The organism is Lentzea sp. NPDC037011, from assembly GCF_055607425.1.
The window spans coordinates 554,646-579,875 of sequence record NZ_JBVJRT010000001.1 but is presented as its reverse complement, the minus strand read 5'-3'; the positions used below and the strand labels follow the sequence as shown (position 1 = coordinate 579,875).

Below are 25,230 nucleotides of genomic sequence, written 5' to 3'. Positions count from 1 at the left end.
AAGTCGCGTTGACATTGACGTTGCGTCAACCTTTAGCGTCATTGGAGAGCGCGAAGGAGAGAAGAGATGGCCTGGTCGATCGCCCAGGTGGCCCGGATGTCGAAGGTGACGTCCAGGACGCTGCGGCATTACGACTCGATCGGGCTGTTGCCGCCGGCCTGGGTCGGCGACAACGGTTACCGCTACTACGAGAAGGAGCAGGTGCACCGCCTGCAGCAGATCCTGCTGCTGCGCGACCTGGGCCTGGGCCTCGACGTGGTTGCGGAGGTGCTGAACGGCACTGACCAGCTGACCGTCCTGCGCAACCACCACCGGTGGCTGCGCGACGAGCAGCGGCGGCTGGACCGGCTGGCGGGCACCGTCGCGCGCACGATCGCCGAACTGGAAGGAGGGGACGAGGTGAAGATGGAAGAGCTGTTCGACGGCTTCGACGCGAAGAAGCAGGAACGGCACGAGGCAGAGCTCGTCGAGCGCTACGGCGAGGGTGCGAAGGAGCACATCGCCGAGAGCAATCGGAAGATGAAGGGCTGGAACCGGGCCGACGCGGACCGGTTCATGGCCGAGTGGCAGGACATCGCGACACAGCTCGGTGCCCTGTACGTCGCCGGCGCGGCGGTCGACACTCCGCAGACGCAGGAGCTGGTCGACCGCCACTACCGCTGGATCTGCCTGAGCTGGACGCCCAACCGGGAGTCCTACAAGGGCCTCGGCGACCTCTACGTCGACTCGGACGAGTTCCGGGCCAACTTCGACGTCGAGGGTGCCGGCAACATGGCCGAGTGGACGCGTGACGCCATGGCGCACTACGCCGAGACGCGTCTGAGCTGACGCAGGGCCGGGAGCTGCAGATCCCGGCTACTCGGCCAGCCCGAACGCCTTGAGCGCCTCGCGGTTGAAAGCGGGCAGGTCGTCCGGGTTGCGCGACGTCACGAGCGTCCACCCGTTCATGTCGCACACGCGGACCTCCTGGTCGGCCCAGTCACCGCCCGCGTTGCGGATGTCGGTCTGCAGGCTCGGGAACGAGGTCAGCATCTTGCCGCGGACGACGTCCGCCTCGACCAGCAGCCACGGCCCGTGGCAGATCGCCGCGACCGGCTTGCCCTGCGCGACCAGCTCCTTGACCAGCCGCACGGCGTCGCCGTCCATCCGCAGGAAGTCCGAGTTGGCCACCCCGCCGGGGATGACCGCGCCGTCGTAGTCGTCGGCCTTGGCGTCGGCGAGCTTGGTGTCGACCGGGAACGCGTCCGCCGGCGTGAGGTGGTTGAACCCGCGCACCTCGCCGAGCTCAGGCGCGAGCAGCCGCGGCGTGCCACCGGCCTTCTCGACGTGCGTCCACGGGTCGGTGAGCTCGACCTGCTCGATGCCCTCCGAGGCGACCAGGAATGCGATCTTCTTCTCAGCCATGTCGTTCGGTTACCCGCCGAAGAACTCGACCAACCTGTGGCGTACCCCGGTGCGGTGGGTGATCATCGGCGCGGGCGAGTCGACCAGCCACAGCTCGCCGTTCGGGAACGCACCGGCGGTCGCCTTGGCGACGTCCTCGGGGTGCAGCGGGTCGTTCGTGGCGGCGATGACCAGCACCGGGACCTCGACGTGGGCGAGCAGTCCGGCGTCGGCGACGGCGACCTGGCCGGGCAGCTGTTCGGCCGCGGCTTCGAGCCTGGTGAGCGCCTGCCGGCGGTCCTCGACGTAGGCGGGCGGGCCGGCGGTGAGGTCGGAGAGCTGCTGGAGCGTGACCGCAGGGCGCGGCTGGTCGAGCACCGCGGGCAGCAGCAACGCCACCCGCCGGAATCGCCGCGGCTGCCGCGACAGCAGCCTGACCAGGGCCGCGGCCCCCAGCGAGACGCCGACCGCGTGGTCGGCCTCGACTGTGGCGAGGTCGTCGGCGATGCGCCCGTAGTCCCAGTAGCCGGGCGGCGCGTCGGGAGCCGACCCGTGGGAGGGCAGCGTCACGACCACGCGGGTGCCGGGCAGCCCGGAGGCGGGGATGCGCGCCTCACCGGGCGTGGCCCCCAGCCCGTGCGCCACCAGGGTGACGGGCGAGCCGGAGCCGTAGGAGTTCGTGATCACCAGCGCGGGCCGCGCTGCACCTCGATGAGTCTGGGGCGCACGTCCACCATGTACACGAGCACCGCGACGAGACCGGCGAGCCAGAAGATCGACCCGAAGGTGCCCGGCGAGAACAGCAGCATCGCCGCGGCTCCACCACCGGTGATGCCCAACCACGCCGGCTTCGTCATGCGCTCGGCCGCGGTGTAGGCGTCGACGCGCTGGCTCAGCGCGTGGAAGAACGCGAACAGCCCGAGGATGGTGAACCCCAGGTCGGCGAGGAAGTACACGATGCCGTCGAGGTTCCAGATGCTGAAGATCGGCACGGGGAACACAGGACCAGCCTACGTGCCCGTGCGCGTCAGCGGGAACGGAGCGTCGGGCAGGGCCCGATCCGGCCCGCGGGACGCACTTGCGCCGGACGCACCGGAGGGGGAGCACGCCGTGGCGCGCTCCCCCTGCGGAGGAACTTCAGCGGGTCCTCAACGACTCACTTGGCGGTGTCGTCCGTCGTCGTGGTCGGCTTCTTGACCGCGGCGGTGGTGCCGGTGCTGCGGGTCGTGGTCGCCGGCTTGCGCGGCGCGGTGCGGTTCGCGGCCTTGCGGGTGGTGCTGCGGACCTCGGACGCGGCCTCGCCACCGACCTCGACGATCTCCTCGGCCAGCTTCTCGGCGGTGTCCTCGACCTGGACGGCGACCTTCTCGCCGACCGAGCGGGTGCGGCGGGTCACCTTGCCGAGGACGTCGTCGGCGAGCACGCGGGCGTCGGCGGCGGCGGTCCCCGCGCGCTTCTGGGCGGCCCCGACGGCCTGCTCGACCTGCTCGACGGCCTGCTTGACCTGCGGCTGGGCCTTGATCTGCTCGAGGGTCTGCTCGCCCTGCTCCGCGAGGTAGCTGTAGAGGTTCACGGCGGAGGCGGTGTAGGCGTCGACCAGCTTCTTCAGCTCGGCGGGCTGCAGCTTCTCGCGCAGGTCCTTGAGCTCGGTGGGCAGGTCGGTGGCCTTCGCGGAGGCCTCCTCCGCGCGCTCCCTGGCCTTGCCCAGCGCCTCGACCACGGCCTTGGCGGCGAGGTCACCGGCGCCGAGGGCGGCGAGGAGGGCCTGGCGGGCGGCGTGCGCGCCCTGCTCGGCGGCGGTGCGGATGTCGTCCTGGGTGAGCTTCGGCATGGAGATCACTCCTCCTTGGTCTTGGCGGCGTTCTCCCGCCGGAAAGATTCGTAGACGTCGAGCAGCACCTGCTTCTGCCGCTCGGTCAGATCGGTCGCGGCGACGACGGCGTCCGCCAACGCACCGCCTTCGCGCTGCTGGAGGATCCCGGCCTCGACGTAGAGCACCTCGGCCGAGATGCGCAGCCCCTTGGCGATCTGCTGCAGGATCTCCGCACTGGGCTTGCGCAGTCCCCGCTCGATCTGGCTCAGGTACGGGTTGGAGACACCGGCCTGCTTTGCCAACTCCCGCAACGAGATCTTCGCGGTGTTGCGCTGCTCGCGGATGAAGTCCCCGATGTTGCGGCCGAGGTCCGCGACGGCTTTGTCGATGGACTTGTCCATTGGTTCCCGCTCCCGTTCCTCGTGCACCGACCACGTTAGCGAGGGGTGCTAGCAGTTGCAAGCACTCTGCTAGCAATCGCTGCGTGTGCTGCGCCACAGGGCTACCGTGGAGGGGTCATGGACGACGCCGGAGCCCTGCGCGCCGAGCTGGCCGACCACCTGCTCGGCACCGGTGTGCTGCGCGATCCCCGGTGGCTCAAGGCTTTCCGCGAGGTGCCGCGCCACGAGTTCCTGCCGCGCTTCTACCGCCAGCGGCACGACGGCGACTGGGAACCGGTCACCGCGGAGCACCCCGGCTGGCTGCAGCTCGTCTACACCGACCGGGTCTGGGTTACCCAGTTCGACGGTGACGACACGGTGACCGGTGGCACACCGACGTGCTCGTCGAGCATGCCGGCCATCATGGCGATCATGCTGGAGGCGCTGGAGGTCCACACCGGACAGTCGGTGCTGGAGGTGGGCACCGGCACCGGGTACAACGCCGCTCTCCTGTGCCACGCCCTGGGCGCCGACCGCGTGACGACCGTCGACGTCGACCCGCACCTCTCCACACGGGCCCGCGAACGCCTGCACCGCAACGGTTTCAACCCCACCTGCGTCATCGGCGACGGCGCGCGGGGTCATCCGGCGGGAGCGCCGTACGACCGGGTGCTCGCGACGTGTTCCGTGACGACGATCCCGCCCGCGTGGCTGGAGCAGACCCGGCCCGGCGGCCTCGTCATCACCACCCTGCACCGCCCCATCGGCGCCGGGCTCGTCCGGATCGTCTCCCGCGGCGACGGCACCGGCGAGGGCCGGGTCCTGGTGGAGGACGGCCGCTTCATGCCGTTGCGCGCGCACGCCCGCAAGCCCGCGCTCGCCGGCACGGGCGCGTTCGACCGCAGGACCACCACGCTGCCGATGGCCACGGTGGTCGACCCGGCCAGCCCGTTCGAGTTCTTCGCCGGCGTCGCGCTGCCCGACGTCGTCGCGGGACAGGACTGGCTGGGCCACCCGGACGGCTCCTGGGTGCACCACCACGGCTCGCACGTCGACCAGGGCGGTCCGCGACGGCTGTGGGACCTGGCGGAACAGGCGCTGGCGCTGTGGGAGGACCTGGGCAAACCCCGGCGGCAGCACTTCGGTGTCACCATCGGTCATGACGGCCAGTTCCTCACCTTCGACGGGCGGAGGTGGCGACTGTGATCAACAGCGAACGGCACGACACGGCTCACTGAACCGACCCCGGGCGGATGCGGTGCGTCATGATGCGCGCATGTCCAGATTCCGCCAGCAGGCGCTGCTGGCCGGCTGCGTGCTGACCGCACTGCTCACGGCTGCCGGTCTGTTCGTCACCGACCACGGCATCAACCCGCACGTGTGGCTGGGCGCGCTCGCCGTGGTGTTCCTCGGCTTCCTCGCGCTGCTCGACCCGTGGGTGCGGCGCAGGCACAACGCCGAGCTGAGCACCGAAGAGCACCTGGACGCCGCCTGCCGCGCCCTGGCCACCGCTCTGCAGGCGCAGTGGAACGAGGAGGTGCGTTCCCGCGGCCTCACCGACCCGGACGTCCTCGACCTGCACTGGACCGCACCCGAACTGGACCTGGGTGACGGACGGAACGCACCCCCCGGCCACAGCGACGCGGTGGTCGGCGCGTTCGAACGGCAGCCCCACCGCCGGATGGTCGTCCTCGGCGAGGCGGGCACCGGGAAGACGACGGTCGCGATGCTGCTGACGTGCGGCCTGCTCGACCGCTACGACGGCGGCATGGTGCCGGTGCTGCTGCCGTTGTCGACGTGGAACCCGGCGGTCGAGGACATCCGCACGTGGTTGACCCGCCGCCTCTACGAGGACCACCCGGCCCTGAGCAACACCGAGCTCTACGGCAGCTACGCCGGTGACCTGCTGATCGAGCAGCACCGCGTCCTGCCGGTGCTGGACGGCCTCGACGACGTCCCCGCACACCAGCGCGCCGACGCACTGGCGCGGATCGCGAAGGCGTTCCCCGCCACGCGCCCGCTCGTCCTCACGTGCCGCACCGCCGAGTACGCCCAGGCCGTGCACCTCGCGGGCCCGCTGCACGGCGCCGACGTCGTCGAACTGGCCCCGCTCGACCTCGACGAGGTCGCCTCCTACCTGCGGGCGAGCGCAGACAGCGTGGGAGCGGCCCGCTGGGAACCGGTGTTCATCCACCTGCGCGAGGAACCGGACGGCCGCCTCGCCGACGCCCTGTCCACACCGCTGACGATGTGGCTGGCCAGCATGGTCTACGCCGACTTCGAGGCGGAACCGACCGAGCTCCTCGACCGCGGCCGCTTCCCGGACGCCCGCGCCGTCTGCGACCACCTCTGCGACGAGCTGGTCTCCCGCGCCTTCGGCAACCGCGCCGCCGCCCACCACGCCAGGGCCAGCCAGGTCTGGCCCCGCGACAGGGCGCGCAGGTGGTTGGAGTTCCTCGCGCACGAGATGCGCGACCGCGGCATCCGCGAACTGGCCTGGTGGGAGCTGCGCCGCTCGGTCGGCCGCACCTGGCTCGCCCTGCTCGGCGCACTGGCACTGGGCGCGATCGGCGGCTTCGGTGTCGCCTGGCTGATGGCCTACTCGATCACCCCGAAACTCGCCCCGCTCAGCGGCCTGGTCGCCGGCGTCCTGGTCGGCGGCGCCGCACTGACCGCCTCGCAGGAACGCAAACCCAAGCCACGCCTGGGAATCTCGCGCTCCCTGCTCCTGGTCCCCGGCGTCCTCGGCCTCGCGGCGGGCCTCGTCTTCGGCGCGCTGTACGGGTTGTCCGCCGGTCTGGTGGTCGGCCTGGGCCTCGCGGTGGCCGTGGCACTGCGGTTCGCGTTGTCCAGCACGGCCGAGCTGTCCCAGGCCTCCAGTCCACAGTGGACCATGGCGCGCGACCGGATCGCCGTGTGGACCGGGTCGCTGGTGCTGGCCGTGGTGTTCGGTTCAGCGGCGGCACTGGTGTTCGGGCCGAACCAGACCGGCATGGTCGGGCTGGGACTGGCTTCCGGGCTGATGCTGGGGTTCGCGCTGGCCGTGCTGCACCTGCGGTGGTGGTGGTTCACCGTGGCGCGGATCTGGTTGGCGCTGCGGGGCAAGCTGCCGTGGGAGCTGATGGTGTTCTTCGAGGACGCGCGCAAGCTCGGGGTGCTGTGTCGGGCCGGGGCCTGCTACCAGTTCCGGCACGGGCTGGTGCAGGACCGGCTGGCGGAGCACGGTGCGGCGGCCGGGGGTGGGGTCGGGAAGGCGCGGTTGCGGCGGAAGGACCGGGTGTAGGGCTGTCGAGCGCGGACGGCGCGAGGCGGTGCGCGAGCCGAACCGCGTGGGCAGCGCAGGCGGAGCGGCGCAAGCCACGCCACGCCACGCGGGCTGAACGGCGCGGGATGAGCGGAGGCACCGGAAGGCGCGGGCGTCTTGTGCGGTACGCGGGCGGGAGCCTGGGCCGTCAGAGGTGGCGCATCCAGAGGTTCGTCTCCTCGTAGACGCCGCGATCCCCCTCGAACACCACGACGTCGTGGCCGCCGGGTACGACGTACCGGCCGGACCGGGGGAAGTGCAGGCCGGTCCACCTCTGCCACTCCGCGGCGGTGCCCGTCACGACCATGGAGCGTTCGGCCGGGCCGAGGACGGTGGCGCCGAGGCGTTGGTGGGTGCGGATCCACGGGTCCAGGTGCAGGCCGTCGGGGCGGGTCCAGGTCGCGAAGTCGGCCATCGGGGTGAGCGGGTAGTTCGCCTTCAGGGTGGGGCGGACCGGTACGACGACGCGGGACAGGCCGTTCGCGAGGGCGCGGGTGCGGAGGGCGGTCAGGACCGCGGCGGCCAGGCCCCGGCCGGCGTGGGTGGCTCGGACGGTGGCGGCGAGGACGCACAGGGTGTCCGGGGTGGTGCCGGACTCGTGGTCGCGCACCGATTGGACGATGGCGCCGTCGTAGCCGCCGTCGGGGAGGGTGGACGGGGTGCCGTCCCAGCACAGGGCGACGGCCACGGCGTGGGCCAGGACCTCCGAGCCGTCGAGTGCGAGCACGTCGTACTGCGGGAAGTACTGCTGGACGGTCTTGCGGTACCGGTTGGAGATCGGGTCCTTCAGGACGAACAGGGGCCACTCGCCGACCAGCGCCGCCGTGGAGAGGTGCGGGTGGTCGGAGGTGGTGACGATCTGCACGGGCCTGATCGTAGGCACGTGCAGATCGGCACCTCACTCCGTGCGCAGGCCGAGGGCGCCGGTCGCCTTGCGCAGGGATGGCAGCGTCAGGGCGGTGACCAGCAGGACCAGGGCCATCGCGGCGGCGGTGACCAGGGCGATGCCCTGCCAGTCGAAGGCGACCTCGGCTCTCGACACCCTCACCGAGAGCACGCCGAGGCCGATGCCGGTGGCCACCGACACCACCGTCGACAGCACCAGGGGCAGCCCGTTCTGCCACAGCAGGGAACGGGCCAGGGTGGCGCGCGGGACGCCGGACGCGGCCAGCACGGCCAGCGGGCGACGGCGTTCCCTGACCTGTTCGAGGCCCACCACCAGCATCGATGCACCGGCCAGCAGCAGGGTGACGGCCATGCCGCCGTACAGGCCCTGGCGCACCAGCCCGAACACCCGCTCCACCTCCGACATCCTGGACTGGCCGCCGGAGAACGACCGCACGCGCCACGAGTACGGGGCCACGGCGTTGCGGGCGTGTTCGGCGGCGTCCGGCGTCGCCAGGTCGAGCTGGGCGATGTACTCGACGCCGCGGGTGCCGAGGGTGAGGCCCTGAGCGGCGGCCGGGGTGAGGTAGTAGCCGCCGGTGGTGGCGCCGGAGACCTCCTCGACCACGGCCGGGGGCAGCCACCGCTGCTCGCGGTCCCTGCCGACGGCGAGCGGCACGCCCGGCGTGACGGTGAAACCGCCGGTGGCCTCCCGCGCCAGGTACGCCTTGCCGTCGGTGCACCCGGTCACCGGGAGCTGCGTCCGCAGCGCGGCGCAGGTGCCCACGACGATCGACACGGACGACCGCTCGCCGGTGCTGCCGGACGTCCAGCGCAGCTCGTGCACGGCACGCACCCCGGCGCTGCGCGCCAGCGCGTCGCGCAGGCCCGGTGTGGCGGTGGTGTCGGTGACCCGCATGGCCAGCACGTCCTGCGGGGACCGCGTCAGCTCCCTGTCCACCACCTCGTTCTCGACGGCGGCGAGGACCATCTGCAACGTCACGGTGCCCGCGAGCACCACCGCGACGCCGCCCACGACCCGCGCGGCCGTGCCGCTGTCGAGCTGGAGCCTGCGCACGGCCAGCTGCAATGCCGGGGTGCCGCCGCGCAAGCGGAAGACGACCCGCTCGACCAGCCACGGCAGCAGCACCGGGATGCCGAACATCAGCAGCACCACGCCGAGCACGACGGGCAGCTCCTCCGGCTGCTGGTCGCCGGTGACCCGGCCGGCCTGGCTGGCCAGCAGCGCCGCACCGGCGACCGTGGGCAGCAGCCGCCACCACAGCCTGCGCCGCACCGGACGCTGCTTGCGCACCACGCCCAGCGGCTCGATGATCGTCCGCCGCATCGAGAACAACGACGTGGCCACCGCCAGCACCGGCACCCCGACGAGCACCGCGACCGTCAGCGCCGGCGCCGGGGTCAGGTCCTCCGGGAACACCACCAGCTGCTCCAGGACGACGTCGTCCGAGAACGGCCGCAGCGCGTAGAACAGCCCGAACCCCGCGGCGAGCCCGACCACCGCGCTGGCCAGCGCCTCACCGGACGCGATCAGCCGCACCCGTCTCGCACCGGCGCCGACCAGCCGCAACGCCGCCAGCCTGCGGTCGCGCTGGGCCGCGGCCAGCCGCGCGGCCACGCTGACGAACACCAGCACCGGGAACAGCAGGACGATCACGCCCACCATGCTGAGCAGCCACAGGATCGGCGCGAGCCCCCCGCCGCCGTAGTGCGCGCCCCAGCGGTACGTCTCGTTGCTCCCGGTCGACACGATCGAGGCGTCCCCGGCCAGGAACACCAGGTCGAGCGGACCGGTGAGCCCCTCCCTGCCGATGGTCCCGACCACCCGCTGCGGCAACCGCGGCCGCAGCAGCGCGCCCTCCTCGCTCGCCAGCAGCTCGGCGAGCGCGGGCGACACGACGACCTCCCCGTCACCGGGCAGCCGGTCGACACCGGGCGGCACGGGGGCGTCCGGCGAGAGCACCTTCACGTACCGGCCGCGCACCAGCTCCGCCCGGTACTCCAGGTGCACGACGCTCACCAGCAACGGCGCCGGCCCGGTGCCCTCCGACACCGGTTCGCTCGCGTCCCCGCGCTTGTCGCGCACGTCGATGGCCCCCGGCAGCGAGGCCGCGAGGACCAGCACGGCCACGCCCAGGCCGATGCCGAGTCCCTGCAGGACGAGCCGCGCCCACGACTTCCGGCTGCCCCCGACCGCCAGCCGGACCCCGAGGGCGAGGTCGCCGATCACCCGCTTCACCTGGCCGGCTCCACGTCCCGGGACCGCCCGTCGCGCACCACGACCTCACGGTCGGAGTAGGCGGCGACCCGCGGCTCGTGCGTGACCAGCACGACGGCCGCGCCCGTCTCCCGCGCCGCGGTGGTGAGCAGGTGCATCACCCGCTCGCCGTTGAGCGAGTCGAGCGCGCCGGTCGGCTCGTCGGCGAAGATCACCTTCGGGCCGGTGACCAGCGCGCGGGCCACGGCGACGCGCTGGCCCTGGCCACCGGAGGTCTCACCGGGCCGCTGGTCGGCCACGCCGTCGACCTCCAGCCTGGTCAGCCACTCGTGCGCGGCGCGCTCGGCCGGTTTGCGCCGCATCCCGCTCAGCCGCAACGGCAGCGCCACGTTCTCCAGGCAGGTCAGCTCCGGCACCAGCTGGCCGAACTGGAACACGAACCCGAACTCGGTGCGCCGCAGCTCGCTGCGCTCGTGGTCGGACATCCGGGTCAGGTCGCGGTCGCGGTAGGTGATCGTGCCGCTGTCCGGCGGCAGGATGCCCGCGACGCAGTGCAGCAGGGTCGACTTGCCGGACCCGGACGGCCCCATGACCGCCACGACCTCGCCCTCGCGGACCGTGAGCCCGGCGCCGGCCAGCGCGTGCGTCTTCCCGAACGACCTGTGCAGCTCCTCGGCCCTCAGCAGCGTCATCGCGCCACCTGCTCCGCGAGCTGGTCAACGCGGGCGGCCGTCAGCTCCAGCCAGCGCAGGTCCGCCTCCAGGTGGAACAGCGCGAAGTCGCAGATCAGCTGGTCGGCCAGGTCGCCGCCGGTCTTGCGCCGGGTCAGCTCGCGCATGGTCCGCAGGTGCGCGGAGCGCTGGACGTCCAGCACCTCCACCGCGCTGCGGCCGGACAGCAGCGCCAGCACGACCTTCGCGTAGAGGGTGTTCTGCAGGTACGGCTCCGGCTTCTCCGGCGTGCCCAGCCAGCGCTCCACGTCGGTGACCCCGGCGTCGGTGATGGCGTACCGCTTGCGCTCCGGACCGTCGCCCGCCTCCACTCCGGCCTCGGTCACCAGGCCGTTCTTCAGCAGCCGCGACAGCGTCGAGTAGACCTGCCCGTAGTGCAACGGCCGGTCCTGCCCGAAGCGCTCGTCGTAGGTGCGCTTGAGGTCGTACCCATGCCTTGGACCACCCTCTAGCAGGCCCAACAGTGCGTGACCGATCGACATGCGGACGACTGTACACCCCGTGTATACACCGGGTGCATTCCCGGATGTCCTGACGGGCAACCGCCGTGGCGCCTACAGTGGTGGGGTGACTGGTCTGACTGTCGGCTGGGATCACGACGTCGAGCTGCTGCTCGACTTCCTGAACACTCGACACGTACTGGACAGTGAAGCCTCCTGGCGCGCGTGGGTGACCGAACGCGGCCTCGGGCGGAGCGGGGAGATCGCACAGGCGCGCGCCGCGCGGGCGGCACTGCGCTCGTCCATCGAGGGGTCGTCAGGGCCGCGCACGGCGGCCGGCGTGGTGCACGTCGAGCTGACCGGCGGCGTCCCGATGCTCGCGAGCAGCGACGCGGTGGGCGCGGTGCTCGCGGCGTCGGCCCGCCTCGCGGTGCTCGGGTCGTGGGAGCGGTTCAAGATCTGCCCCGCCGACGACTGCCTGCGCGCGTTCTTCGACAGATCCCGCAACCGCTCCCGCACCTGGTGCTCCATGCGGGTGTGCGGCAACCGCGAGAAGGCCAGGACGTTCCGAAAACGCTCGCGCGCCTCTCAGAACAGCACGTTGGCCACGGTGTAGATCACCAGACCGGCCAGCGCGCCGACCACGGTGCCGTTGATCCGGATGAACTGCAGGTCCCTGCCGACCTGCAGCTCGATCTTGCGCGAGGTCTCCTCCGCGTCCCACCGCTCGACGGTGTCGGTGATGAGCGTGGTGATCTCGGCCCGGTAGTTGCTCACGACGTACCCGGCGGCCTGCTCCAGCCAGCCGTCGACCTTGGCGCGCAGCTCGAGGTCGTCGGTCAGGTTGGTGCCGAGCGTGACCAGCCCCTGCATCACCCTCCTGCGCAGCTCGCTGGACGGGTCCTCGGCGGCGTCGAGCAGCATCTTCTTCGCCGTGCCCCACGCGCTGCTGATCAGCTTCTGCACGTCGGGGTGGTTGATGACCTGCTGCTTGACCTGCTCGGCGCGCTGCAGGGTGGCCGGGTCGTTCTGCATGTCCGCGGAGAACTCGATCAGGAACTGGTCCACGGCGAGCCGCATCGGGTGGTTGACGTCGGTCTTCACCGCCCACGCGAAGTTGACCAGCTCGGTGTGGACCTTGTCGCCGAGCATCGAGTCGACGAACCTGGGCGACCACGCCGGCGCGCGGTCGGTGACGATGAGGCTGACCTTGTCGTAGTTGTCGCGCACCCACTCGTAGGCCCGGTCGCACATCAGGTCGACGAGCTTGTGGTGGGCGCCGTCGGTGAGCACCTGCTCCAGGAGCTTGCCCAGCGGCGGGCCCCACGGCTTGGCGGTGACGCGCTTGACGATCGCCTGCTCGACGACGGCCTGCACGTCCTCGTCCTTGAGCACGGTGATCGCGCCCTTGAGGACGTTCGCGAGCTCGTTGGTGACGCGTTCGGCGTTCTCCGGCTGCTTGAGCCACGCACCGGCGCGCTCGGCGATGCCCGCGCGGCGCAGCTTGTCCTGGACGATCTCCTTGCTCAGGAAGTTGACGCCGACGAAGTCGCCGAGCGTCTTGCCGAACATGTTCTTGCGGGTCGGGATGATCGCGGTGTGCGGGATCGGCAGGCCGAGCGGGCGCCGGAACAGGGCCGTGACGGCGAACCAGTCGGCGAGCGCGCCCACCATGCCGGCCTCCGCGGCGGCCCGGACGTACCCGACCCAGGCGCCCTCGAAGGCGTGGGTCCCGAAGAAGACGACCGTCGCACCCACGAGGAAGCTGGTGGCGACGACCTTCATCTTGCGCAGGTCTGTGCGCTTCTGCTGGTCAGCGGCGGTCAGTTGCTCCACGGCACCATTGTCCGTGAAGATCCTGCGTTGTGCGGGTACCAGCGCTAGTCCCCAGGTTGCAGCCGTTCACCTCGACGATCTTCGCGGAGATGACCGGGCTGGCCGTGCAGCACGACGCCGTGAACCTCGGTCAGGGCTTCCCCGACACCGACGGTCCGGCGTCGATGCTCGCGGCGGCCCAGTCGGCCATCGCGTCGGGCGTCAACCAGTACCCGCCGGGCCCCGGCATGCCGGTGCTGCGCGCCGCCATCGCCGCGCACCGGTCGCGCTACGGCACCTCCTACGACCCGGACACCGAGGTCCTGGTCACGGTCGGCGCCACAGAGGCGATCGCGGCCTCGCTGCTGGCGCTGGTCGAGCCGGGTGACGAGGTGGTGCTGGTCGAGCCCTACTACGACTCGTACGCGGCGTCGGTGGCGCTCGCGGGCGCGACCAGGGTGACCGTGGGGCTGCGCGAGGACTCGTCCGGCCGGTTGGCGCTGGACGTCGACGCGCTGCGGGCCGCGGTCACGCCGCGCACGCGCGCGATCCTGGTGAACTCGCCGCACAACCCGACCGGCACCGTGTTCACCGTCGACGAGATGCGCGCCATCGCCGCGTTGTGCGTCGAGCACGACCTGCTGGCGATCACCGACGAGGTGTACGAGCACCTGGTCTTCGACGGCCGGCAGCACGTCCCGCTGGCCTCGCTGCCGGGGATGGCCCAGCGGACCCTGTCGATCTCGGGCGCGGGCAAGACGTTCAACTGCACCGGCTGGAAGATCGGCTGGGTGTGCGGCCCGGCCGAACTGGTCGCGGCGGTGCGCGCGGCGAAGCAGTTCATGACGTTCGTGGGCGGGGCGCCGTTCCAGCCCGCCGTCGCCCAGGCGCTGACCACCGAGCTGGACTGGGTCACGGCGCTGCGCGACTCGCTGGCGGCGAAGCGGGCCCGGCTGGCGGAGGGGCTGCGCGCGGCGGGCTTCGAGGTGCGGTCGTCGGAGGGCACGTACTTCATCTGCGCCGACGTCCGCCCGCTCGGCTACACCGACGGCCTGGCGCTGTGCCGCGAGCTGCCCGCGCGGATCGGGGTCGCCGCGGTGCCCGTGCAGGTCTTCACGGACCGGCCGGCCGAGTGGCAGCACCTGATCCGGTTCGCGTTCTGCAAGCAGGACGCGGTGATCGACGAGGCCGTGGAGCGACTCCACAAGCTGTAGTTGTCCACAGGTGTGGATGAGTTTCTCCACACCTGTGGACAAACCACTTTCGGGTGAGCGGCGGAGCCGTGCCGACGGCGTTCCACTCCAAATGGCATGAACTCCAACACCGAGGTCGTCCAGTCCGCACGAGCCGGGGCCACGGGCTGGGACGCGCTCGTCGAGCGCTACTCACGGCTGGTCTGGTCGGTGCCCAGATCGTTCCGCCTGAGCCACGCCGACGCGGCCGACGTCTACCAGTGCACGTGGCTCTGCCTGGCAGAACACCTCACCCGGCTGCGAGATCCCGAGGCCTTGGCCGGGTGGCTGCTCCGTACCGCAACCAGGCAGAGCATCGCCGTGCTGCGCAGCCGCGGCCGTGAGGTCCCGGTCGACCGCTGGGAGCCGGAGTCGGCCCTGCCGACACCCGAGGACGTCGTGCTGGGCGACGACCGCGCCCACCGGCTGTGGACGGCGCTGGTCACGTTGAACGAACGCTGCCAGCGGCTGCTGAGGATCGCCGCCCACAGCCCCGAGCTGAGTTATGCACAGGTTGCCGACGCCCTGGGGATGAAGCTGGGGAGCGTCGGCCCGACGCGGACCCGGTGCCTCACCGCGCTGCGCCGGAAGCTGGCGGTGGCGCGGTGAGGGACCCGTTGCTCGACGAGATCGCCGCGCTGTTCGGTGCCGACGTGCCCCCGGCCGTCGGTGCGCCGGTCCCGACCGGCCTGACCCCCATGGCGGTCGTCGACGAGCCGGTCCGCGGCCCGTCGCGGCAGCTCGTGTTCCACGTCGGCACCGGCCGGATGTACCTGCAGCTCGACGGCCCGCGCCTGACCGGCGTCCTGGACGGCGTGACCGGCACCGTCGAGGTGCGTTCACCGGAGGCCGTGCGGGCGGTCGCGCCGGACGCCGAGGGCTGGTTCCGCGCCGAGGTCGCGCCGGGGCCGGTGTGCGTCTGCGTGCCGGAGCTGGGCCTGACCACGGACTGGTTCGTCGCGTGAGCGCCAGCGCCGACCCGCGGGCCACCATCGCCGGCACGGTGGTCCGCGGCTCCACGGCCGAACGCGCCCAGGCCCTGCACGACCTGAGCGTCGCCCACGTCGAGCTCGGGCACCTCGACGAGGCGGCCGCGCTGGCACAGCGCGGCCTGCGGCTCACCGGCGAACCGCGGTTCCGGCTGACGCTCGCGTGGATCGACCTGGACCGGGGCCGTCGCACCCGGAGCCTGCGGCACCTCGACCTCGCCACGCCGCAGCTGCGCGGCAACGAGCTCGCGCGGGCGCGCTGCCTGCGCGGGCTGCACCTGTGCCGGTCGGCCGACCCGCGTCCGGCAATGGCCGAGCTGACCGCCGTGATCAGGGAGCTGCGCCGGTACGACGACCAGCGGTGGCTCGCGAACGCGTTGATCGGCAGGGGCATCGCGCGGTGCTACGCCCTGCGGCTGGCCGGCGCGGACGCGGACTTCACGGCGGCCGCGGCGGCGCTGCGGACGATCGGCGAGAGCGGCCGAATCGCGATGTGCCTGCACAACAGGGGTTTCGTCGCGATGCTGGCCGGTGACCTGCCGTCGGCGCTGCGGCGGTACGAGGAGGCGGCACGGGCCGGTCTCGACTCCACGAGCCGGCCGGAGGCGCTGGTCGACCGGGCGGAGGCGTTGCTCGCGGCCGGGCTGGACGAGGAGGCGCACCGGGTGGTGGAGCCCGCGCTCGCCTTGCTGGAGCGGTGCGGACGGCGGTCACCGGAGGCGGTGCTGCTCGGCGCGCGGTGCGCGTTGCGACGCGGGGACACCGCCACGGCGCTGCGGCTCTACCGGAAGGCCGGACGACCGGACGGCGAGCTGATGCTGGCCGCGGGCGAGGTCGACGCGGTCGCGGCCCAGCGGTTCCGCGGACCGGCCAGGACCAGGGCGCTGGGGTGGCTCGCGCAGGCAAGGCGGTCGGACCGGCGGGGTGCGCTGGCGGCGTGCCGGGCCGGGCTGCGCGTCCTCGACGAGGACGGCGCCGGGCTCGCCAACGAGTGGGTGCGGCGGGAGCTGACCGGACGCGCGCTCGACCTCGCCCGGACGCCGCGCGAGGTGCTGCGGTGGGGCGAGCGGCACCGCCGCAGCTACCCGTCGCCGTTGCCGCCGGGCGATCCGGCGCTCGCGAGCGCGCTGGCCGGGCTGCGGCGGGCGCGGGCGCTCGGCGGTCCGGTCGAGGCGCTGGAACGGGACATCCGCCGGCTGACCGTCGCCACGGCCCGGCGGTCCCCCTCCGGCGACGAGGTTCCCGGTCACCTGCCGGTGGTCAGCTTCGTCGTCCACAGGGGACAGGTGCTGGCCGTGACGCCGGAGAGCGTCCGCGTCGTGGCCGATCCGGCCGCGCTCGTCCAGGCGGCCAAGCTGGCGCTGCGCGCGGGCCGCACGGTCGACAACGACCTGTTGCCGCAGGTGGAGGAGGTCGTGGTGGTCCCGGACGGCGTGTTGCGCGACATGCCGTGGGCCGCGCTCCGGCCGAAGGTGCACGTGGTGCCGGCGTTGGACCGCTGGTGCCCACCGCGACCCGGTGGCCGCAGGGTGTGGGTCGCCGGACCGGACCTCGGCCACGAGGAGGTGACCGCGCTGCACCGGGAACACGGCGGCACGGTCCTCGGATCCACTGTGGAGGAGACGCTGCGGGGCCTCGAAGGCGCCGGCATCGCCCACATCGCGGCGCACGGCGTCGTCAACGCGGACAACCCGCTGTTCTCGTACCTGGAGCTCGACGACGGCCCGCTCTACGGCTACGACCTCGCCCGCGTCGAGCACCCGCCGCAGGTCGTCGTGCTCTCGGCCTGCGAGTCGGGCCTCGCGCGGGCGTTCCTCGACGCCGGCACGAGGGCGGTGCTGGCGAGCGTCCTGCCCGTCCCGGACCGGCAGGTCGGCGCGGCCATGGCGGCGGTCCACCGGCGGCTCGACCACCCCGCGGCGGCCGCGCGCGCCGTCGCCCACCTGGGCTTCAGCTGCTACGGCACCGGCACGAGCGTCGCGGCGTGCAGCGCGGCGGCGAACGAGGTGCCGGTGCACAGCGACTGCGCGGAGCCGACGCTGGCGGGCACGTCGGTCCCGTTGGTCACCACGTCGACCCACGGGCCGTGACCGGAGAACGGGTCGGAGGTGCCCACGGCGGTCACGGCGGGCAGGGCGGCGGGCCACCACGGACGGGCGGACCCGCCGTTGCCCGCGGCCGCGACGACGTTGCCGCCGCACGCGGCCAGGACCGGCGGGCAGGCGTCGTCGAACGTGTAGGTGCCGGACGACACCAGGACCACCGGCACCGAGCGGGTGGCGCGCAGTGCGGCGGCGAGGGCGAGGTCGGAGCCGAAGCCGGACGGCGTGAGGACGGGGAACGGGCGGACGGTCGCACCGTGGTGTCGCAGCACACCGGCGACCAACGCGCCGTGCGGGGCATCGAGAGGGGTGTCCAGCAACGCCACGGACCCCTCCCCTCGCAACGACGGCAGGTGGCCACCGATGACCGGGCGGGAGGTGCCGATCATGATCGGGCAGGCGAGGTGGACGTGGTGCGGTGCGGCACCGACGTCGCGGGCGATGGGGACGACGCGCAGTGCGTGCGCCGCCTTCAGGTGCATCCGGACGGCCCCCGGAACGGCCTCCTCGTGCGAGCAGACACCCCGCAAACGCTTGCGCACAGTGGGTGCGTCCTCCGGGAGCACGATGACTTCCCCCGAACGGACCAAGCACTCGTTCGGACCGCCTGGATCGTGCACGTGCACCGGACCGAGGGCCTCCGACGCGTGACCGGCCAGCTCAGAGAGGCTCTTGACCTGTTTCGGTGCGTCCACAGCGGACACCATCCCGCGCTGCGGCGAGGTCCACAGGAGACCGGAGCGCGATGTCACTCGATCCGATGACCACACAGACGGTGTTCGCGCCCGATCGGGGCGAACACGGACAGCCGCACGTGACCGCCCTTCCGTGTGGTTTGCGGCGAGTTGGTTCGCAAAACCACCCACCGGTGCTAGACATAGCTCAACGTCGACCTCCGACGGCGCTGCGGCGTTGACGGTGGCCCGAACGGTGGACGGTGGTGATCCTGTGGCCGGTGGTGGAGCTGTCGCACTGCTGCTGCGGGCCGCTGCCCTCGGTGGGTTCACGGCCGCGGCCTGGCTGATGGGCGGCTCGCCCGCCTCGGCCGACGCGAACCCCGTGGAGGCACCGCCCGCCGTCGAGATCACGACCGAAGCTCCCGCACCGCTCGACCCGGCCGCACCGGTCACGGCACCGCAGCCGGTCCAGGAGCAGAGCCCCGAGACCGCCGCGCCCACCGCACCGCTGGCCGAGCAGGCGACCGAGACCCTGGCAGCGACCCCGGCCGGCGAACCGCAGCCGCTCGACCGACCGCAGGCCCTCGACGAACCGCAGGCCGCGGACGAACCGCAGGCGCTCGACGCCTCGCAGCTGTTCACCGCCCCGAGCCTGAGCGACGACCCCGCGGGCTGGGCCACCGCGTTCACCACGTCCTTCATCGAGCAGCACCAGCCGGTCGACGACGTCCCGGTACCGGGGTTCGTCCCGCCGAACCGGCCGGAGGACCCCGCCGGGGACGACGACCACGACGACGGCCCGGTGCTCGACTTCACCGGCGGCACGCACTCCAACTCCCGGTCCGGCACCGTCTCGAACAAGGCGCCGCCCGAGGTGATCAGGGCGAAGGCCCAGGTCCGCGCCGCGCGGCTGGCCGCCAGGGCCGCCGCCGAGCTGCCCGCTCCTCCGCCGCCGGCGGCCGCGCCCGTCGCGGTCGCGGTCGCGAAGTACGTGCCGCAGCCGCTGCGGACGTTCAGCCAGCCCACGCCACAGGCCGAGCCCGCGCCGCAGCAGGCCGACCTCACCTGGACCGAGCCCGGCAGGGACGCGCCCGCTCCGGCGCCCCAGCCCGCCCCGGTCACCACGACGGCGTCCGCGTCGTCGAGCCACACCGACAACTCCGGCGGCACGCGCGGCGTGCTGGCCGTGCTCACGTCGCGCAACGAGCTGTTCCCGCCGGCCACGTGGTCGGTCGAGGAACGCCGCGACGGTCGGTCCCCCGGCAGCCTTCCCGGCCTGCCGAGCACGTCACCCGACTGAGTCCGACAGGACAGGTCTGCCCTCTGCGCGATTTGTGACCGTCTCGTGCCGTCGCGCCAGTAACTCCTCCTCGTATTTCCCGTTGTACGCAAGGAACCCCCAGTCTTCCTGACCTGCCAACCGCGCCCTGGCAGGTCGGGTCTGGTCCGAGTGCCGCGCTGCCCCCGCAGCCTCGGACCGCACGGGGAAACCTGCGGACGGGGGACGCCAATCCCTGGGACGTCCCCCGCCGCAGGCCACTCCGTTGGCAAGTTCGTCGGCCCGGTCTCCACCGCTGTGGGAGACCGGGCCGACGTGTCTCACGCGACCGGCACCGAGACGTCGGCATCCGACGGAAATCCAGTGCCCGCAACGGATGCAGCTACCACACCCAAACGGCCGATCGCCTCGCGCAGCACTTCGGGCGACTGCGTGTACGGCACTCGGAGCATCTGCTCGCAGCCGCCGTGGACCGCCCAGCGCGGGCCGGGCACGAGCCGCAGGCCGTGGTTCTGCGCCACCACGGCGATCCGGGTGCTCACCGGCGCGTCGAGCGTGCACCACAACCCGAGCCCACCGGCCGGGACCTGGAAGCTCCACTGTGGACAGTGCAGCCGCAGCGCCTCCGCCGCGACGTCCCGCTGAGCGGCGAACTCCAGGCGCCGTTGCCGCAACACGGGGTCCGCGTCCGTCAGCAGTTCGGTGAGCACCAGCTGCTCGAACACCGGGGTGCCGAGGTCGATCGCCGCGCGCGTGGACATCAGCCGGTGCACGATCTCCGCCGACGCCCGGATCCACCCGACGCGCAGTCCACCCCAGTGCGACTTGCTCGCCGATCCGAGCGTCACCACCAGATCGCCGCCGAACGCCGCCATCGGCGGTGGCATCCGGTCATCGGTCAGCGACAGCTCGACCAGCGTCTCGTCCACCACCACCGGCGTGTGCGCCTTCCTCAACGCGGCGGCGAGCGCTTCACGGCCGGCCGCGGGCAGCAGGGCGCCGGTCGGGTTCTGGAAGTCCGGGATGAGGTAGGCCAGCCGGGGACCTGCCTGCCGCAGCGCCGCCTCGTAGGCGTCGACCTCCCAGCCGTCGCCGGTCATCGGCACGGGCACCGGGATCGCCGACGCGGCCCGCACCGCCTCCAGCGCGTTGGGGTAGGTCGGCTGCTCCACGAGCACCCGGTCACCCGGTCCCGCGAACAGCCGCAGCGCCAGCGCCCACGCGTGCTGCGCGCCCGAGGTGACCACGATCTGGTCCGGTGACGTCGGCAGCCCCCGTGCCGCGTACCGGTCGGCGATCGCCTGCCGCAGCACGGGCAGGCCGCGCTCGTGGTACCCGTGCGACACCAGGTGCTCGGGCATCCGCGCCAGCGCCGCCGCCATCGCCTGGCGCAGGCCGGGGTGGGCGGGCGGCGCGCACCGGGTCAGGTCGATCAACGCGTCGTCGCCGCCGACGATGCCACCGCCGCCTCCGACCGGGCCGTCGATCCACGATCCGGCGCCGCGCCGGGATGCGACCAGCCCCTCACCGCGCAGCTGGTCGAGCGCGGCCGTGATCGTCGTGCGGCTCACCGGGAGTGCGTCGGTGAGCTCGCGCTCCGACGGCAGCCGGGTGCCGACCGGCAGCCGGCCGTCCGCCACGAGCAGCCGGATCGCGGTGGCGAGGTCGGCCGACCCCTGCCGGGCACCCTGCTTGCGCCACGACCCGAGCAGCCGAGCCAGCCGAGCACCCGATATACGTCCACCTGGTGGGAGCATGAGGCCAATTTCCCAGAATTGGCTATGGATTACCAGGCCAATCGCGCCTCAGTATGACCACATGGCCTCCACGACCGCACTCCACCAGGTCTCCGTCCGGATCTCCCCCGCCCGTCGCCTTCCGCAGCTCCTCGCCGGGCTGTGGCTCTACGGCGCGAGCATGGCGCTGCAGATCCGCGCGACGCTCGGCCTGAACCCGTGGGACGTGCTGCACGAGGGCCTCACCGAACGCACCGGCCTGAGCTTCGGCCTGATCACCGCGATCACCGGCGTGCTGGTCCTGCTGGCGTGGATCCCGCTGCGGCAGAAGCCCGGCGTCGGCACGATCGCGAACGTCGTCGTCATCGCACTGGCGGTCGACGCGACCCTCGCGATCCTGCCCGCGCCGCAGGGGCTCGTGCCCAGGATCGTGTTCCTGGCGCTGGGCATCGTGCTGAACGCGGTCGCGTTCGCCGCCTACGTCGGTTCCCGGCTCGGACCGGGCCCGCGCGACGGCCTCGTCACCGGGTTCTGCCGCCGCACGGGCCTCTCGCTGCGCCTCACGCGCAGCGTCCTCGAACTGCTGGTGCTCGGCACGGGCTGGCTGCTCGGCGGCACCGTCGGCATCGGCACGGTCCTGTACGCGCTGGGGATCGGCCCGCTCTCGCAGCTGTTCCTGCCGCACCTCACCTGGCACGAGCGCTCGCAGCCCGCTTCCTGATCTCGGCGTACCCGACCCCGCGTTCGGCCAGCACCTCGGCCACGATCCCCTTGCCTTGCAACAGAGCCAGCACGAGGTGCTCGTTGCCGAGGTGGTTGTGGCCGAGGTCGCGGGCCTCGCGCAGGCTCTTCTCCAGCGCCTTCTTGAACTCCGGCTCCAGCGGCATCCCGAACCAGCGCCGCCGCGGCCCCGGCCGCAGCACGCCCGTGCCGAGCGACTGCTCGACCGAGTCGATCACCTGGTCGACGTCGATCCCCAAGCCGCGCAACGCATCCGCGTCCGCCTTGGTCAGCCCGCCCTTGCGCCGGTAGTCGCGGAACTCCGCCTCCAGCTCCTCGCGCGGCAGGTCGAACCCGGCCAGCACCGGCGTGTCCAGCAACGCCAGCAGCAGGTGCTCCACGCCGACCTCGCCCGCGTGCACCCGTTCCGCGTCCGCGACCGCCTTCTGCACGGCCTCGCGCGCTTCCTTCGTGAACCGCTCCGCGATCATCATCGTCCCCCGTGCTTCTTGTGCACCGCCTGGCGGGACACCCCGAGCTCCGCCGCGATGTCCTGCCACGACCAGCCCTGCGCCCGCGCACTGCGGACCTGGGCCGCTTCCAGGTGTTCGAGCAGTCGCCGCAACGCGCTGACGGCCCGCAACCCGATCTTCGGGTCGCGATCACCGGCCGCTGTGGCGAGATCCGTCGCTTCCGTCATGCCGTCAACGTACGTTGACAATGAGGGTTCGTCAACCGGGGTTGACACGTACGGTGGAGCGGTGATGATCGAGACTGCCGAACAGGGCGCTCCCGGACGCGTCACCGAGGACCGGATCCGCGTGCTGCCCAACGCCGTCGTGGTCCTCGACGGGGTCACCTCGCGCACCCGGCCGCCCGACCGCAACGGCGGCTGGTACGCCACCCGGCTCGCCGACGAGCTGGCCAGGACGATGGACGCCGGCACGCCGTTGACCGAGCTCCTCGCGCAGGCGATCACGTCCCTCGTGGCGGAGCACGACCTCGTTCCCGGCGACTCCCCGGCCGCCACCGCGGCGATCGTGCGGTGGGACGACGAGACGATCGACGCCCTCGTCTTGTGCGACACCCCGGTCGTCGCGTTCGGACGGACCACGGACGTGGTCGAGGACACCCGGCTGGCCAACCTCCGGCCGGACCCGGACATCCTGCGGTGGACGAACAGGCCCGGCGGCTACTGGGTCGCGGAGGCCGATCCCGAGGCGGGCCGCCAGGCGCTGACCGCGAGCTGGCCGCGAGAGATGATCAAGAAAGTGGTCGTCGCCACGGACGGTGTCTCGTGTGGAGTGTCCGAGTACGGGCTGTTCTCGTGGGACGAGCTCGCGGAGCTCCCGCTCGGTGCGGCGCTCGACCGGATCAGGGAAGCCGAGCGCAGTGATCCGGAACACATCCGGTGGCCGCGCTGCAAAACGCACGACGACCAAGCCGTCGTCCGGATCACCGCATGAACGAAAGAAGCCCCGCGAGACTCGCGGGGCTTCTTTCGAAGAGGGATGGCCAGGGGCGGGGTCGAACCGCCGACCTACCGCTTTTCAGGCGGTCGCTCGTACCAACTGAGCTACCTGGCCATGAGAGAAAAAAGCGACCCAGACGGGACTCGAACCCGCGACCTTCGCCGTGACAGGGCGACGCGCTAACCAACTGCGCCACTGGGCCTTGCTCTTGCTGTCGTGCAGATCGTACCTTACTGCATCATCTTGCTTTACTGCGTGCCCCCAACGGGATTCGAACCCGCGCGACCGCCTTGAAAGGGCGGGATCCTAGGCCGCTAGATGATGGGGACTAGCTGGTCTCTGGAAGCATCGTAAGCATATGACATAGGTCCGCGCACCTCCAAAACGGGGGTCTCACTTATGCCTTGACCTGCCAAAACCGTCGAAAAAGCAGGCCGGACGAAGCGCGCGGGACGATCTCGCGGAAGCGTCCGGAAACGGCAAATGCCAGCTCAAGGGCCCAATCGGTGGTGAACACGGGTCGAACGGAGGTTTTCCGACGATCTTGTGTGACCTGGGTAACTCCGCAGGAGCGGTCAGGAGAGCCCGTCCCAGGCGCTCAGCCACGCGTCGTTCGCGACGGAGGGCAGCACCAGCCGGAGCACCTCGCGCAGCCGGTCGGGGAAGTCGGCGCACATCGTGGTCGCCGAGGAGATCAACCGGGCGCCGAGGGTCGCGCCGCAGATCGTCCGCGCCACCGCCGCCGGGTCGACGCCCTCGCGCAGGTGACCGCACTCGCCCGCCTCCGCCACGTAGGCGGCGATCATCTTCTCCCACATGAGGTGGGAGTTCGGGACGCCCGGATAGCCGACCTCGCGGTCGGCGGTCAGCCGCACGCCCGCCCGCAGCACGACGTCGGCCGCCATCCGGTCGGCGGACTCGACGACCATGCCGACGAGGGTGTGCAACGGGTCGAGGCCGCGCGCGTGCCACCGCTGCCGCATCTCCACCCAGAAGTCGTGCTGGTACTCGGTGAGAGCACCGGCGACGGCGTCCTTGGACGCGAAGTGGAAGTAGAACGCGCCCTTGGTGAGACCGGCGCGCGCGAGCACGGCGGTCAGCGACGTGCGGTCGTAGCCGAGCCGGTCGAACTCCTGCGCCGCGGCGCGGAGAATCGCCTCCCGTGTCGCATACGCCCGGTCTTGCTGGGGCATGGCTCCAGGTTAGTCGTTGCCGCTAAAGAGACCCGTGGGTATGTTTCCAGGTGCGGCCCTGTTTCGAGACGCGCTCCGGGGGGTGCGCGCCTCGGCCAGGGCCGCCTCTGCTTCGCTACCGCCTCACCGCTGGACCGGCGGTGTCCCGCCGTCCTCGCCGGGTGACAGCCCCAGCATGTCCAGCAGCGTCCTGCAGTCCTCGGTGCCCAGTGCGCTCCGCGCGACCGCGAGCCTGGCCCGGTGGACCTGTTCGTCGGAGATCCGCGAGGGCTCTCCGCTGCGCTGGGCCGGCACGTTGGGGCCGCCCTGCCTCTGCATGCCGTCGTCCTGCGTCCACAGGAACTTGCGCACTTCCAGTGAGCCGCTCATGAGTGCCCTCCCCGACTTGAGGTTGGCGCGAGGCTAAGCGACCTGGGACAACGGCCGCAGCCCCCCGCAGAGTGATTCCACCAACACCCAGCGTTACTTTCCGTACAGGTGTGCCGTCTGTCCGATGGGGAGGTGGCCAGTGGAAGATGGACCGATGACCGACCCCACGCCGGAGCCTTCCCCCGAAGCCGCAGGCCAAAACCCCCGACCTGCGCCGGAGCCCGGGGGTGACCCCCAGCCGGGCACCATCCCGCCGGCACCCGATCCGCAGGAGATCCTGAAGGCGATCAGCGGGATCGACCTCGCCACGATCGACGCCGACATCGAGTCCGCGTTCGGTTCGCGGATGGCCCAGCTGGACGAGATGCTCGCGGGCCTCGACTCGCTGGTGGACAAGATCGAGAAGGACATCCAGAACCTGGACCAGCCGAAACCCGACGGTCCTCAGTAGAGTCGCCATACCCTGGGTGG

27 protein-coding genes and 3 tRNA genes are annotated in these 25,230 nt (G+C 72.1%); 12 read left to right on the top strand and 18 right to left on the bottom strand.

The window, feature by feature from the left end; all coding sequences use genetic code 11:
- Window positions 1-66: 66 nt before the first annotated feature.
- Window positions 67-828, top strand: a complete 762-nt coding sequence (locus ACZ7CH_RS02945) for a MerR family transcriptional regulator (protein WP_470373048.1) — start codon at window positions 67-69, stop codon at window positions 826-828.
- 27 nt (window positions 829-855) lie between these two features.
- Here ACZ7CH_RS02945 and ACZ7CH_RS02940 read toward each other — a convergent pair whose 3' ends face one another.
- From ACZ7CH_RS02940 to ACZ7CH_RS02920, 5 genes are all read right to left on the bottom strand, one after another.
- Window positions 856-1,404 carry a type 1 glutamine amidotransferase domain-containing protein gene (locus ACZ7CH_RS02940; protein ID WP_360396869.1) on the bottom strand — a complete coding sequence of 183 codons (549 nt, stop codon included), beginning with the start codon at window positions 1,402-1,404 and terminating at the stop codon, window positions 856-858.
- A gap of 9 nt (window positions 1,405-1,413) precedes the next feature.
- Window positions 1,414-2,070, bottom strand: a complete 657-nt coding sequence (locus ACZ7CH_RS02935; RefSeq protein WP_470373047.1) for an alpha/beta fold hydrolase — start codon at window positions 2,068-2,070, stop codon at window positions 1,414-1,416.
- Complete coding sequence (locus ACZ7CH_RS02930) at window positions 2,067-2,360, bottom strand: DUF2516 family protein (RefSeq protein ID WP_360396893.1); 294 nt, start codon at window positions 2,358-2,360, stop codon at window positions 2,067-2,069. Before ACZ7CH_RS02930 ends, ACZ7CH_RS02935 begins: the two co-directional genes overlap by 4 nt.
- Before the next feature lie 179 nt (window positions 2,361-2,539).
- On the bottom strand, window positions 2,540-3,214 hold the full coding sequence (locus ACZ7CH_RS02925; RefSeq protein WP_360396867.1) for a hypothetical protein: 675 nt from the start codon (window positions 3,212-3,214) through the stop codon (window positions 2,540-2,542).
- Window positions 3,215-3,219: 5 nt separating this feature from the next.
- A complete protein-coding gene (locus ACZ7CH_RS02920) occupies window positions 3,220-3,597 on the bottom strand; it encodes a helix-turn-helix domain-containing protein (RefSeq protein ID WP_360396866.1) in 378 nt (125 codons plus the stop codon).
- A 117-nt stretch (window positions 3,598-3,714) separates the two neighbouring features.
- Between ACZ7CH_RS02920 and tgmC the strand changes: the two genes are divergently transcribed.
- Together tgmC and ACZ7CH_RS02910 are read left to right on the top strand one after the other, a co-directional pair.
- Window positions 3,715-4,782 (top strand): ATP-grasp peptide maturase system methyltransferase, encoded by a 1,068-nt coding sequence (gene tgmC, locus ACZ7CH_RS02915; protein WP_470373046.1) that lies wholly within the window; start codon window positions 3,715-3,717, stop codon window positions 4,780-4,782.
- 70 nt (window positions 4,783-4,852) lie between these two features.
- Window positions 4,853-6,859, top strand: a complete 2,007-nt coding sequence (locus ACZ7CH_RS02910) for an NACHT domain-containing protein (RefSeq protein WP_360396864.1) — start codon at window positions 4,853-4,855, stop codon at window positions 6,857-6,859.
- A 169-nt stretch (window positions 6,860-7,028) separates the two neighbouring features.
- Here the strand turns inward: ACZ7CH_RS02910 and ACZ7CH_RS02905 are convergent, their stop codons facing one another.
- The 4 genes from ACZ7CH_RS02905 to ACZ7CH_RS02890 are packed head-to-tail and all read right to left on the bottom strand — an operon-like array spanning window position 7,029 to window position 11,217.
- Window positions 7,029-7,745, bottom strand: coding sequence for a Long-chain-fatty-acid--CoA ligase (locus tag ACZ7CH_RS02905; RefSeq protein ID WP_458430093.1), 717 nt, complete (start codon window positions 7,743-7,745; stop codon window positions 7,029-7,031).
- Window positions 7,746-7,778: 33 nt separating this feature from the next.
- Window positions 7,779-10,025, bottom strand: a complete 2,247-nt coding sequence (locus ACZ7CH_RS02900) for an FtsX-like permease family protein (protein ID WP_470373045.1) — start codon at window positions 10,023-10,025, stop codon at window positions 7,779-7,781.
- Window positions 10,022-10,696, bottom strand: a complete 675-nt coding sequence (locus ACZ7CH_RS02895) for an ABC transporter ATP-binding protein (RefSeq protein ID WP_470373044.1) — start codon at window positions 10,694-10,696, stop codon at window positions 10,022-10,024. The genes ACZ7CH_RS02900 and ACZ7CH_RS02895 overlap by 4 nt, the downstream gene beginning before the upstream one ends.
- Window positions 10,693-11,217 carry a PadR family transcriptional regulator gene (locus tag ACZ7CH_RS02890; protein ID WP_360396860.1) on the bottom strand — a complete coding sequence of 175 codons (525 nt, stop codon included), beginning with the start codon at window positions 11,215-11,217 and terminating at the stop codon, window positions 10,693-10,695. The genes ACZ7CH_RS02895 and ACZ7CH_RS02890 overlap by 4 nt, the downstream gene beginning before the upstream one ends.
- Window positions 11,218-11,302: 85 nt before the next feature.
- Between ACZ7CH_RS02890 and ACZ7CH_RS02885 the strand changes: the two genes are divergently transcribed.
- The gene (locus ACZ7CH_RS02885; RefSeq protein WP_360396859.1) at window positions 11,303-11,791 is read left to right on the top strand and encodes a CGNR zinc finger domain-containing protein; all 489 of its coding nucleotides are present in this window, start codon (window positions 11,303-11,305) and stop codon (window positions 11,789-11,791) included.
- On the opposite strand, the gene ACZ7CH_RS02880 is transcribed toward ACZ7CH_RS02885, so the two are convergent.
- Window positions 11,764-13,011, bottom strand: coding sequence for a DUF445 domain-containing protein (locus tag ACZ7CH_RS02880; RefSeq protein ID WP_470373043.1), 1,248 nt, complete (start codon window positions 13,009-13,011; stop codon window positions 11,764-11,766). The two genes, ACZ7CH_RS02885 and ACZ7CH_RS02880, sit on opposite strands and share 28 nt — an antisense overlap.
- A gap of 29 nt (window positions 13,012-13,040) precedes the next feature.
- Between ACZ7CH_RS02880 and ACZ7CH_RS02875 the strand changes: the two genes are divergently transcribed.
- From ACZ7CH_RS02875 to ACZ7CH_RS02855, 5 genes are all read left to right on the top strand, one after another.
- Entirely contained in the window at window positions 13,041-14,204 is a 1,164-nt protein-coding gene (locus tag ACZ7CH_RS02875; protein WP_360396858.1) for a pyridoxal phosphate-dependent aminotransferase, read from the top strand.
- Between the two features lie 96 nt (window positions 14,205-14,300).
- Window positions 14,301-14,831: an RNA polymerase sigma factor gene (locus tag ACZ7CH_RS02870; protein WP_470373042.1), complete on the top strand. Its 531-nt coding sequence runs from the start codon at window positions 14,301-14,303 to the stop codon at window positions 14,829-14,831.
- Window positions 14,828-15,187, top strand: coding sequence for a hypothetical protein (locus ACZ7CH_RS02865; protein ID WP_470373041.1), 360 nt, complete (start codon window positions 14,828-14,830; stop codon window positions 15,185-15,187). Before ACZ7CH_RS02870 ends, ACZ7CH_RS02865 begins: the two co-directional genes overlap by 4 nt.
- A complete protein-coding gene (locus ACZ7CH_RS02860; protein ID WP_470373040.1) occupies window positions 15,184-17,301 on the top strand; it encodes a CHAT domain-containing protein in 2,118 nt (705 codons plus the stop codon). Before ACZ7CH_RS02865 ends, ACZ7CH_RS02860 begins: the two co-directional genes overlap by 4 nt.
- A 960-nt stretch (window positions 17,302-18,261) precedes the next feature.
- Complete coding sequence (locus ACZ7CH_RS02855) at window positions 18,262-19,290, top strand: hypothetical protein (RefSeq protein ID WP_470373039.1); 1,029 nt, start codon at window positions 18,262-18,264, stop codon at window positions 19,288-19,290.
- A gap of 299 nt (window positions 19,291-19,589) precedes the next feature.
- On the opposite strand, the gene yczR is transcribed toward ACZ7CH_RS02855, so the two are convergent.
- Complete coding sequence (gene yczR, locus ACZ7CH_RS02850; RefSeq protein ID WP_470373038.1) at window positions 19,590-21,026, bottom strand: MocR-like transcription factor YczR; 1,437 nt, start codon at window positions 21,024-21,026, stop codon at window positions 19,590-19,592.
- A 61-nt stretch (window positions 21,027-21,087) separates the two neighbouring features.
- On the opposite strand from yczR, the gene yczE reads away from it, so the two are divergent.
- Window positions 21,088-21,726 carry a membrane protein YczE gene (yczE, locus tag ACZ7CH_RS02845; protein WP_470373037.1) on the top strand — a complete coding sequence of 213 codons (639 nt, stop codon included), beginning with the start codon at window positions 21,088-21,090 and terminating at the stop codon, window positions 21,724-21,726.
- On the opposite strand, the gene ACZ7CH_RS02840 is transcribed toward yczE, so the two are convergent.
- Window positions 21,692-22,219 carry a Clp protease N-terminal domain-containing protein gene (locus ACZ7CH_RS02840; RefSeq protein WP_360396851.1) on the bottom strand — a complete coding sequence of 176 codons (528 nt, stop codon included), beginning with the start codon at window positions 22,217-22,219 and terminating at the stop codon, window positions 21,692-21,694. The two genes, yczE and ACZ7CH_RS02840, sit on opposite strands and share 35 nt — an antisense overlap.
- On the bottom strand, window positions 22,216-22,425 hold the full coding sequence (locus ACZ7CH_RS02835) for a helix-turn-helix domain-containing protein (protein ID WP_065915808.1): 210 nt from the start codon (window positions 22,423-22,425) through the stop codon (window positions 22,216-22,218). The genes ACZ7CH_RS02840 and ACZ7CH_RS02835 overlap by 4 nt, the downstream gene beginning before the upstream one ends.
- Before the next feature lie 64 nt (window positions 22,426-22,489).
- Here ACZ7CH_RS02835 and ACZ7CH_RS02830 point away from each other — a divergent pair, with 64 nt between their 5' ends.
- Window positions 22,490-23,191: a protein phosphatase 2C domain-containing protein gene (locus ACZ7CH_RS02830; protein WP_470373185.1), complete on the top strand. Its 702-nt coding sequence runs from the start codon at window positions 22,490-22,492 to the stop codon at window positions 23,189-23,191.
- A 46-nt stretch (window positions 23,192-23,237) separates the two neighbouring features.
- On the opposite strand, the gene ACZ7CH_RS02825 is transcribed toward ACZ7CH_RS02830, so the two are convergent.
- The 5 genes from ACZ7CH_RS02825 to ACZ7CH_RS02805 all read right to left on the bottom strand — a co-directional run bounded on the left by ACZ7CH_RS02825 (window position 23,238) and on the right by ACZ7CH_RS02805 (window position 24,759).
- Window positions 23,238-23,311 (bottom strand) — tRNA-Phe (locus ACZ7CH_RS02825).
- 14 nt (window positions 23,312-23,325) lie between these two features.
- Window positions 23,326-23,399: transfer RNA gene (locus tag ACZ7CH_RS02820), tRNA-Asp, on the bottom strand.
- Window positions 23,400-23,453: 54 nt separating this feature from the next.
- Window positions 23,454-23,526 (bottom strand) — tRNA-Glu (locus ACZ7CH_RS02815).
- A gap of 246 nt (window positions 23,527-23,772) precedes the next feature.
- A complete protein-coding gene (locus ACZ7CH_RS02810; protein WP_360396850.1) occupies window positions 23,773-24,390 on the bottom strand; it encodes a ScbR family autoregulator-binding transcription factor in 618 nt (205 codons plus the stop codon).
- A 123-nt stretch (window positions 24,391-24,513) separates the two neighbouring features.
- Window positions 24,514-24,759, bottom strand: a complete 246-nt coding sequence (locus tag ACZ7CH_RS02805) for a hypothetical protein (protein WP_360396849.1) — start codon at window positions 24,757-24,759, stop codon at window positions 24,514-24,516.
- Window positions 24,760-24,913: 154 nt separating this feature from the next.
- Between ACZ7CH_RS02805 and ACZ7CH_RS02800 the strand changes: the two genes are divergently transcribed.
- Entirely contained in the window at window positions 24,914-25,210 is a 297-nt protein-coding gene (locus ACZ7CH_RS02800) for a hypothetical protein (RefSeq protein WP_360396848.1), read from the top strand.
- Window positions 25,211-25,230 lie beyond the last annotated feature (20 nt).